Source organism: Rhabdaerophilum sp. SD176, assembly GCF_030143245.1.
Taxonomy (GTDB): Bacteria; Pseudomonadota; Alphaproteobacteria; order Rhizobiales; family Beijerinckiaceae; genus Rhabdaerophilum.
The window spans coordinates 1-7,516 of sequence record NZ_JARJNS010000014.1 but is presented as its reverse complement, the minus strand read 5'-3'; the positions used below and the strand labels follow the sequence as shown (position 1 = coordinate 7,516).

The window sequence follows — 7,516 nt, the reverse complement described above, 5'->3', positions numbered from 1 at the left end:
CAATACCTACAATGTCCGGGTTCAGGTCGCCGATGGTCTTGGCGGGATCACGACCCAGGATATTGCGGTCGCGGTGACCAATCAGAACGAAGCACCGACCATAACCTCGGATGGCGGCGGGGCCGCAGCCAGTGTGACCTTCGCCGAGAACAGCCTGATCACCGTGCCGGTGACGACGGTGACCGCCAGCGACATCGATGCCGGGGCAAGCCTGAGCTATTCGATTGTCCCCGGGGGCGATGGCGCGAAGTTCGCCATCGATCCTGTCAGCGGCGCCCTGACCTTCCTTGCCTCGCCGGACCGCGAAGCGCCCAGCGATGCCAATCTCGACAATGTCTATGTGGTGACCGTCCAGGTCTCGGACGGGCTCGGCGGGATCGATACGCAAGTTCTCTCGGTCGAGGTAACGAACGTCAACGAAGCGCCCGTGATCACCTCGAGCGCCAGCGCCTCGATCACCGAGAACGGCACGGCGGTGATGAATGTGACGGCGACCGATCCGGATGCCGGGGCGAGCCTGACCTATTCGATCGTCGCGGGGGTTGGCGATCACGCCAAGTTCGCGATCCATCCGACAACCGGGGCGCTGTCCTTTGTGACGGCGCCGGACTTTGAGAACCCGCAGGATACGGGGGCGGACAATACCTACAATGTCCGGGTTCAGGTCGCCGATGGTCTTGGCGGGATCACGACCCAGGATATTGCGGTCGCAGTGACCAACCAGAACGAAGCACCGACCATCAGCTCGCCTGCAACCCAATCCGTTGTCGAGAATGGAACGGCCGTTCTCACCGTATTTGCGACCGATCCGGATGCCGGGGCGAGCCTGACCTACTCGATTGTCCCCGGGGGCGATGGCGCCAAGTTCGCCATTGATTCCCTGACGGGCGCCCTGACTTTCGTGACGGCGCCGGACTTCGAGTTGCCGACCGATACTGGCGGCGACAATGTCTACGACGTGCAGGTGCAGGCGGCCGATGGCCTCGGCGGCACGACAACGCAGAACATAGCCGTCAAGGTCACCAACCAGAACGAAGCGCCAACCATCACCTCTTCGACAACCCAATCCGTTGTCGAGAATGGCACGGCCGTTCTCACCGTGACTGCGACCGATCCGGATGCCGGGGCGAGCCTGACCTATTCGATCGTCGCGGGGGTTGGCGATCACGCCAAGTTCGCGATCCATCCGACAACCGGGGCGCTGTCCTTTGTGACGGCGCCGGACTTTGAGAACCCGCAGGATACGGGGGCGGACAATACCTACAATGTCCGGGTTCAGGTCGCCGATGGTCTTGGCGGGATCACGACCCAGGATATTGCGGTCGCGGTGACCAACCAGAACGAAGCACCGACCATCACCTCCGCCGCAACGGCCACGATTTACGAGGGCGACACGGCAGTGATGACCGTGACCGCGACCGACCCGGATGTGGGCCCGACATTCGGTTACTCGATCTCCGGCGGCGCCGACGCCTCGCTCTTCACGATCAACTCGACGACCGGAGAAGTGACCTTCAATTCAGCCCCGGATTTCGAGAGCCCGGCCGACGCCGGCGCCAATAACGTCTACAACATCGATGTGAACGTCTCGGACGGGCAGGGGGCAAGCACAACCCAGTCAGTCGCAATCACGGTCAATAACATCGCGACCCTGGTCGGGGGCACTGCTGGTAACGATACGCTGAACGGGACGGCGGAAGATGACTTCATGGACGGCCTCGCCGGCGACGACATCCTCAACGGATCGGCGCAGGCGGATGTCATGAATGGCGGTGCCGATATCGACACGGTGAGCTATGCCGGCTCGGGCTCGGGGGTCACGGTTGATCTTGCCGCCAATACCGGCTCCGGCGGCGATGCGGCCGGGGACACGTTCGTCGATATCGAGAATATCACCGGCTCGACGAATGACGACATCCTCACCGGCACAAGCGGCGTCAACACCATCAATGGCGGTAACGGCAACGATACGATCCGGGGCAATGGCGGGATCGACCAGCTCTTCGGCGAGGCCGGCAATGACGTCTTCATCCTCGATCTCGACGTCCAGTCGACCTCGCTGAACATCAATGGCGGCGCGGATTCCGATACGGTCAATGTCATTGGCACCGGCAGCTTCACGCTGGGCCAGCTGTCCTTCCTCACCAATGTCGAGACGATTGATTTCGAGGCGGCCGGTGTAGCGGCGGACTTCACCAACTTCACCGCCACCCATGCCACCGACGTGCTTGGCACCAGCGGTCCTGGCAACACGCTGACCTTCAAGATGGACGGCAACGACACCTTTACCGTTGCGGCGGGCGAGCATTTCACCCAGTCGGGCTCGGAATACACCTTCTTCACGGACGGGACGTTGACGACCGAACTCGCCAAGGTCTCGATTGTCTGATCGGGATCACTGCCGGAGCGCTTCGCTCGCCATCCTGTTGATCGGGTTGGTCACGTAGCTCATGATCGTGTGCTGGCCCAAGATGATGTCCACCTGCGCGATCATGCCAGGAATGACCGGCTGGCCTGGGCCAAATCCCCGCGATTCCGTGGCGAGGCGAACGCGGAAATAGGGTTTATAGAACCGTCCATTTCGGAAACTCCCCGCTTCTTGGACATGACTAGCCATGATGACCCAAGCGATTTGGTCCCGCTTGACCCCAGCGTTGAACTGGGGAGGGGCTTTGTGCAACGCCGAATGCGCGTCCCGGGGAAGGGGAGGTCTGTTTTGCTGGCAAGCTTGACAGATCGGCGACATCCCAGGATAGTTTATTCATAAACAAAAACTGTCTTGGGGGACGTTATGGCGGGGTGCTGGCGCAAGGCGAAAGCCTTTGCGGGATTGTTGGTTCTGACTTTTTCGATCGAGGATGCGGCAGCGCAACAACGCTGGGTCACTTTCGGAGATTCCCTTTCGGATCGAGGCAACCTTTTTGCGTTGTCCGGGAACACTCAGCCGCCTCAACCCTATTTCAACGGCCGGTTTTCGAACGGGCCTGTCTGGGTTGAATCGATTGCTGGAGCGCAAGCCGGCTGGACAGGTGGCGTGACCCCATCGGGCAGTCTCAACTTTGCTTTTGGGGGGTCGCGAACCGATACGATCCTGGCGCCCGGACCCGGAACCGCTACCCAAGTCGGCGCATTTTTCGCGGGCGGTGGGACATTCGGCGCGACGGATATCGTCACGATGTGGGCGGGTGCCAATGACATTTTCCAGGCGATCGCCGTCCCGGCAAACCAGAACTCCGTGGCGATCTCGAGCGTAGCCACGACGGCAGCAAGCAATGTCGTCGCCCAGATTGGGCAAATCGCGGCGGCAGGCGCCCGAACAATTGTGGTGATGAACCTGCCGGATCTAGGCGCTGCACCACAATTCAATACAAGCGGGGCTGCGCCGCTTGCGAGTTTGGCGGCCGTCACTTTCAACACCACGCTGACCAATGGTCTTGCAACAGTCGCTCAGGCTAATCCAAATACGAGAATTCTTCAGGTCAATGCGGCAGCTTTATTCGGTGCGGTCCGGTCGGACCCCTCCGCTTTTGGTTTTACGAATGTCACCCAGCAATGCTTGACGACACCGGCCTGCGTAACCGGCAGCACAGCAACCCAGAACACCTATCTTTTCTGGGATGGTGTTCACCCGACCGCACGGGGCCATGCGTTTGTCGCGCAAGCAGTCCAGCAATACCTTAATGCACCCATCCAGGCTGCTGCGGCAGCGTCAATCACGGAAATCGGTGTTCATGATCGACGCCTTGCTGCCCAGCGAAGCCTCGATCGCCTTCGTGGCTATCATCCTCAGGCTGAAAAAACCGATATCTACATCGCCATCATCGGGGACCAAACGGCCGTGAAGGCGCGTTCCAGCATGCCCGGCTACACCTACTCAGCAGGAGGCATCGAGATTGGTATTTTACGTCACCTGAATGATCGGATCACGCTGGGCGGAGCGGCTTCGGTCAAGACCGGTGAAAGTTCCTCGTCTGTCCAGGGAAACAAGATTTCCATGCAGCCGACCAGCTTTACGCTCGATATGCTGGCGCGCTGGAGTGGTCAACAGGGCTTTTTCGCCCAGGCTGCCCTGGGGACCAGCCTCACGCGGATCAACGAGTTTGAACGCGTTTTGGGCATTGCTTCCTTAAGCAACAAGGGCGAGACCCTCTCGGCGGCCTTCAGTGCAGTGGGGCAGATCGGTCAAAAGGTCAAACTGGGTAACCTGACCTTCGAGCCTTCGGTCAAGCTTGGCTACCTCTCCGGGAATACGCGTTCATTCAGCGAAACCGGCGCCATTGCGCCGATCAGCTATCGGGGTCGAACGGTTTCTGCGTTCCTGGCCGCCGCAGACTTGCGCACAGACTATCAGTTCGCGCCGAACCTGACCGGCCATGTCGTGATAGGCTATGAAGCGCTCCTCGGCCAAACGGGTGCCCAGCTGCGAGGCGCGCTTGCGGATAGTCCCGGGAGCGACTTTTCGACAGGAGTAGGCAAGGTTGAAAGCCCGGGCCTGACTTTCGGTGTTGGCCTGAGTGGTCTTGTCGGCGGCTTTCAGGCTCATCTCGATTATCGGGGCGCGGTTGCGGCGGGCGGCCAGATCAGCCACCGGGGTTCGATTGGCGGCCGCATCGGTTTCTGATCCTAACTAATCTTCGGGCCAGAGCAGGAAACGCTTCGCCCGAAGGTTCAACGATATCGACGGCTCGATCGTCATCGTGCCGGGTTGGTCGAACGTACCCTCCTGGGTATGCCCCGATCCGGACCGGATGGCCCTTGAGCCCCACTGAGACGGCGAGGGCGCTGCGCGAACAAGGCTTCTTGGGCGCAAAGAGGTGATTTCACCCAGCCCTCGGCCAGGTCCATTAGCAGGCACAATATGCCCGAGATGCTTGGGATGGTTTTCGAATAGGACGTGCAAGAGTGCGAGCCCAGTCCATCAGGGCAACGGCCAATCTCGTTTACGACTTGGCCTGCTCATTGGCGATCTTTGCGCTCGTCCGAATGCCCTGTGCTTCTTCTGGGTCGAAAGAAGGCGCCCCCCCGATTTGGCGATCTGACGCAGAATCCGCTTACGGCACGCCGAGCCGAATTCTTCCGCATGACCTTTGCCAGGAGGATCCAAGGCGTCCGGTTGGTCGTGCCAGGAGGCTCATAATTCGCCAGAACGGGCAATGGCAGCGGCCTTGAGATCGTCTGACAGGAAAAAGCTCAAGCGGGCGCACACCTCCCCGGTGGGGCGCCCGGCAAGGAAAATAATAGGCAGGAAAGATCTCCCTGTTCTGGCGGCTTGAAGCGCAAAAAAGCCGTTGATATGCTCATCGCAGGCGAAATTTGGGTCGATGCGCGGGCGTTCATGGCAGGCCTTCGATGCAAGGGATCCCAGAGGGTAAATTTAAATGTCTGGCCGGTCGTCTTCTCCTGCGGCTGCCGAACTGAAAGACATGTGCCAATAAATTAGAGGGACAAAGTTCCAAGATCCGGAGGTCAGATCATGAGTGGCCGCTATGCTTCGATGTATCAATATAAGCAGCTCAGACTAACCGTCCCGGATGCGCCCCTATTCTTCTTCTCTACCGTTGTCGATCTGAATGGAGACGGGAATGATGACATTATCGCCTTGGGGGCCACCTATCCCACCGGAGGTACTCCTGACCAAAGTGCCCAACCTGGTTATCTTTTCCTGGGTGACGGCACGGGTGGATTTTCCCTTGCCCCGGACTCGGTCTTCCCCTCGAACCTCTTGCAGTCTGTCCATCCGCGGAAGGTGATTGTCACCGATTTAAACGCCGATGGGCGCAATGATATCTTCATTTCAGATCACGGCTGGGATGCGTCCCCGTTCCCCGGAGCGCAAAATCGTTTGTACCTGAGCACTCCATCCGGTTCCTGGGTCGATGCTTCTGCCGGGCTGCCTCAAATTTCTGATTATTCACATAGTTCTGCTGCCGGCGATATTAATCTTGATGGCAAAATAGACATTTTTGTTGGAAACGGATATTGGGGTGGAGCTGCCATTGCACCCTATATGTTAGAAAATAAAGGGAATGGAGTATTCAATTTTTCAGATACAGTTTTTTCGTCTTCGAAAACGTCGTCTCTTGATCCTCAAAATGGCTACGTTTTTCCAGGGTCCACATTAACGGATTTGGACAGGGATGGTAGCGTTGATCTCATTATTACAAGCGATGAATCGTTGAGCTTCTTTAAAAATAGAGCGCCATTTGTATACTGGAATACAGGTGGCCAATATGATGAATCGAAAAAAACAATACTGAATGAATCAGCTGTTTTTAGCTCTGCGATCGTCCTTGATGTCGATCCGATCGATATCAATCGAGACGGGTACAACGACCTTATTGCGATTGGAACCCAGGGTGACCCGTTTTATGATGGTTGGTTTGTCCAGGCTTTTCTGAACAACGGCGATCGCACTTTCAAGGAGATTACCGCATCGGCCTTTGGAGCGATGGGGTCGGGTGGAGCACCTGGACAGGCAACGGGCACCGCGTGGCCAATCTGGGCGCGGCCGGTCGACTTTAACCTGGACGGTTGGGCTGATTTTATTGTTGAATATAACGGCGTTTTGACTCCCTCCATGCCAATGGTTTGGATCAATAATGGAAGCAATAGCTTTTCAGCGCTTACGGTTGGCGATTTTTTTTCTGATAATGATCAAGATAAATATAGTCATCAGATATTTCAGTATGGATCAAAATACAGTTTTATTTCCCAAATTTATGGAGAAGATCAATATTATATTAATGTATACAACACGAATCAAGAATTTAAATTTCAACAAGTGTCGTATTCGACAATGGGATCTGGGCCAGACATAATTACAAACACCGTAGCCCACGATAATTTTGATGCATCAGGAGGTCTAGATGAATTTTTTTCTTTATTTGCCCGAAATTCGGCGAAAATAACGATTTCTGGAAGTGAGGTGACTATTGAAAACGATAATTTCGGTATTGACACAATTGCGAACGTCGAAAGATTTTTGTTTTCGGATGGAGAGTTGGCTTTCGATTTGTCCGGGAATGCGGGGCAGGTGTATCGGCTCTATCAGGCCGCGTTTGCGCGGGTGCCAGACCAACCGGGATTAAAGCACAATGTGACGCTTGTTGATGGTGGCCTCTCCCTCCAGCAAATGTCATCCGCCTTCCTCGCCTCTGCCGAGTTTCAGCAAAAATACGGCAGCAACCCAACAGATGGCGAATACATCAACGCGCTCTATCGCAATGTTCTTGATCGTGATGCAGATCCGGCGGGTCTCGAGGGCTGGCAGGGTCGGCTCCTTGATGGTTCTTGGACGCGCACCACTTTGCTGATTGGGTTTTCGGAAAGTCCAGAAAACATCGCCAAGGTCGCACCGGTTATAAGCAACGGTATCTGGTTGGCATGACAGAAGAGCGGGCTCGGTTGGTTTGATAAGTTTTGGGGCGCTTTCCAACTGGATTCCTGCCTCGGCTGACCTGCCACTGAGATTTTCCTCCACATGGAGTTAGAGTCCGGCCCTGCTGAGGACGGACTG

General features: G+C 56.7%; 3 protein-coding genes. All 3 read left to right on the top strand.

Annotated elements, in window-relative coordinates; genetic code table 11:
• Positions 1-2,389, top strand: a 2,389-nt coding sequence (locus P0652_RS18660; protein ID WP_284180417.1) for a cadherin domain-containing protein, incomplete at its 5' end; no start/stop codon positions are given.
• Positions 2,390-2,791: 402 nt separating this feature from the next.
• A complete protein-coding gene (locus P0652_RS18655) occupies positions 2,792-4,621 on the top strand; it encodes an autotransporter domain-containing protein (RefSeq protein WP_284180416.1) in 1,830 nt (609 codons plus the stop codon).
• An 852-nt stretch (positions 4,622-5,473) separates the two neighbouring features.
• On the top strand, positions 5,474-7,387 hold the full coding sequence (locus tag P0652_RS18650) for a DUF4214 domain-containing protein (RefSeq protein ID WP_284180415.1): 1,914 nt from the start codon (positions 5,474-5,476) through the stop codon (positions 7,385-7,387).
• Positions 7,388-7,516: the final 129 nt, after the last annotated feature.

What these genes read in the sequence shown, in the direction of transcription:
- P0652_RS18655 (WP_284180416.1), top strand. Translation starts at nt 2,792, where the DNA reads ATGGCGGGGTGCTGGCGCAAGGCGAAAGCCTTTGCGGGATTGTTGGTT.
- P0652_RS18650 (WP_284180415.1), top strand. Translation starts at nt 5,474, where the DNA reads ATGAGTGGCCGCTATGCTTCGATGTATCAATATAAGCAGCTCAGACTA.